Source organism: Nicoliella sp. ESL1120 (genome assembly GCF_058508515.1).
This window is the reverse complement of the sequence record NZ_CP196383.1, coordinates 1,136,561-1,138,884: the sequence shown is the minus strand read 5'-3', so window position 1 is coordinate 1,138,884 and position 2,324 is coordinate 1,136,561. Positions and strand designations below refer to the sequence as shown.

1 protein-coding gene is annotated in these 2,324 nt (G+C 38.3%); it reads left to right on the top strand.

Annotated features, from left to right (window positions below; genetic code table 11):
* Positions 1-211 precede the first annotated feature (211 nt).
* Positions 212-1,963: a hypothetical protein gene (locus tag ACSYTE_RS04900; protein WP_491716346.1), complete on the top strand. Its 1,752-nt coding sequence runs from the start codon at positions 212-214 to the stop codon at positions 1,961-1,963.
* The last annotated feature ends 361 nt before the right edge of the window (positions 1,964-2,324 follow it).

The window sequence follows — 2,324 nt, the reverse complement described above, 5'->3', positions numbered from 1 at the left end:
TGTACGAATTCTCAGTTTAAAAAAACAGTCGTTTAATAACGGCTGTTTTTTTATTTCATTTTGTAAAATTGCTTCTAAAGCGCTTCAGCTAGCGATTAATGGGTGCTTAATATCTTCGCAAAATAATTTACAACCGAAATAACTTAATGTATCATTAATAAAGTGAATCCAATTATAAAAACATAATAAGCATAGTATGGAAGTTGATTTAATGAATAGTTTAGCAAACGAAATTAATAATGCGGCTAGTCAAGCTAGTCGTATTGGAAATGAAATTAGTTCCTACGCCCAAGATACCTCCCATATTAATGACGGCGTTATTGGAACGATTAATATGATCGATAAATTAACTAGTGATTTTTCCAATGACCTCGAATTAAAAAATCAAATTTGGCAAGCAAGCTTGACTGGTAGCCAGGCGAACAGCTTGAACCAAATCGCACAGTCTAATTTAGGATTGACTAATCAATACTTAGAACAGGTCGATAGTAATAACCAAATGGCCCGCTCGCTAACCGCATCCGCTGATCAAATGAACCATACGATGGATTCATACATGGAATTGGCAAATAGCTATGCTGATGAGCTTAATTTTGGCATTGCCGACGTTTATAAGAGCTTAGCTAGTTCTGCAGCAGCCCTATCTGGAAAGGTCACATATGACGATTCATTGCAGTCGTTATTGATCGATATTCAATCGATTGGCCACCAGCTATCCCAGCTACGGACCAATTTTTATGATGACTTAGCCACGATCAAATTAAATAGTTCGACAATGCTTTCGACTTATAACCAAGTCGTTGACAGGGTCGATAGTCTCGCCCAAGAACGTGAATTGATGCAAAGTGCACAGTCCGCAAATTCAGCGGCTAAGTCGTTCAGCAATTCGCTGGCAGGGGTGTTAAGTCGAGTCGCAGCTCCAATTCATGAGGCTAGCTCGATTAACGCTGCGGTCGATAATGAGCAGCTCACGACAAAATCATTGGTTGCTACTGCGATGAGAAATATTAACATGCTGATCGACAGTCAACAAAAGCTTACGCACTTTGCTTCGTTAGCTCATGATAATATGGCTGCAAGTGCAGCTTCACAGGCGATGAGCCATCAAGTTGTAGCTCGATCCTTCCAAGATAGTGCACAAGCCGCTTTTGAACAGACCCAGTCGTTAGTTGCGGTGATTCACTCACTCAATAGTGATAATCAAAATGTTGATCAGATTACGTCCCTTGCGGTTGCCAATATTAATTCATTCAATGTTTCAATTAGCAAGGCCTATACGAATCGAAATTACGTTGCAACGAATCAGCTGGCTAGTAAGGTCTCAACGGCGGGGAGTATCATTGACAGTGGATTAAATAAAATGAGTTCGAACGCATCAAGGATTCACTATGCGAATCAAATGGTATCCGCGAACGTCGATACGATCGCGAGTGGGAATAGTGCAATTAGTGAATTGCGTCGTGAGACTGCTAGGCTAGGGCAGGCCGTTGCTAGTGCTAATTCAGCGGCTGATATTAGTCAATTACTGCAGATGGCTGCTGAATTAGGTGATTTTTCTGATGGTAAGACCAATTTTGCCGAAGAGTATCAAAACGCCCATGCTAATTTTGAAAATGAATATCAAGCAGGGAAGGCCCAGGCTAGGGATGATCACATTGTTTCTAAGGAGCTAGCGAATAAATCCCGTTCCTATCTGGAAGGGTATGTGGAAGCGTTCAATAATAAGCTCATCATCCATCCGAACGATTCTTATAATCGGAAAACGATTTTTCGTTATGGCCAACGCAAACAGGCTAGTCATAAATCCAGAATCAGTTTTTATGATGCCCGCTTGAAACGTTTGGGACTCTACCGCCGCACTGTAATGTTATACTATGTCCGCAAAATTAAGTGGCATGGGTTTAAAAAATTGCAGTGGGTTGACGGTGATCGATTCATTTTGGTCGGCAATGCACTTTATTAGTAAAAATTAAAAAGCGTACGATTAGTTTATTTTTAATAAGTAATTCCAAATTTTGGGGAATGTTGGGTAATTAAATTTGTTTCACTGTTACAGACTTATTAAACAAATATCTCTATAAATAAAATATTAAAAATTCGAATAATATAAATAAGCAATTGGCTTCTTTACAAGTTAGTTGCTTATTTTTTATTTTGATGAAGGCTTTTGATATTTAACTAATATACTGTTGTATCTAATTGTTACACAGAAATATTATAATAATTCTATTTACTATTGTTATAAGGTCAACTGGTGGTATAATGACAGTTGAATATCTATTGTCTGTTATAATTTTTATCGCCTTTTAGGGGCAAAATTAACG

What these genes read in the sequence shown, in the direction of transcription:
- ACSYTE_RS04900 (WP_491716346.1), top strand. Translation starts at nt 212, where the DNA reads ATGAATAGTTTAGCAAACGAAATTAATAATGCGGCTAGTCAAGCTAGT.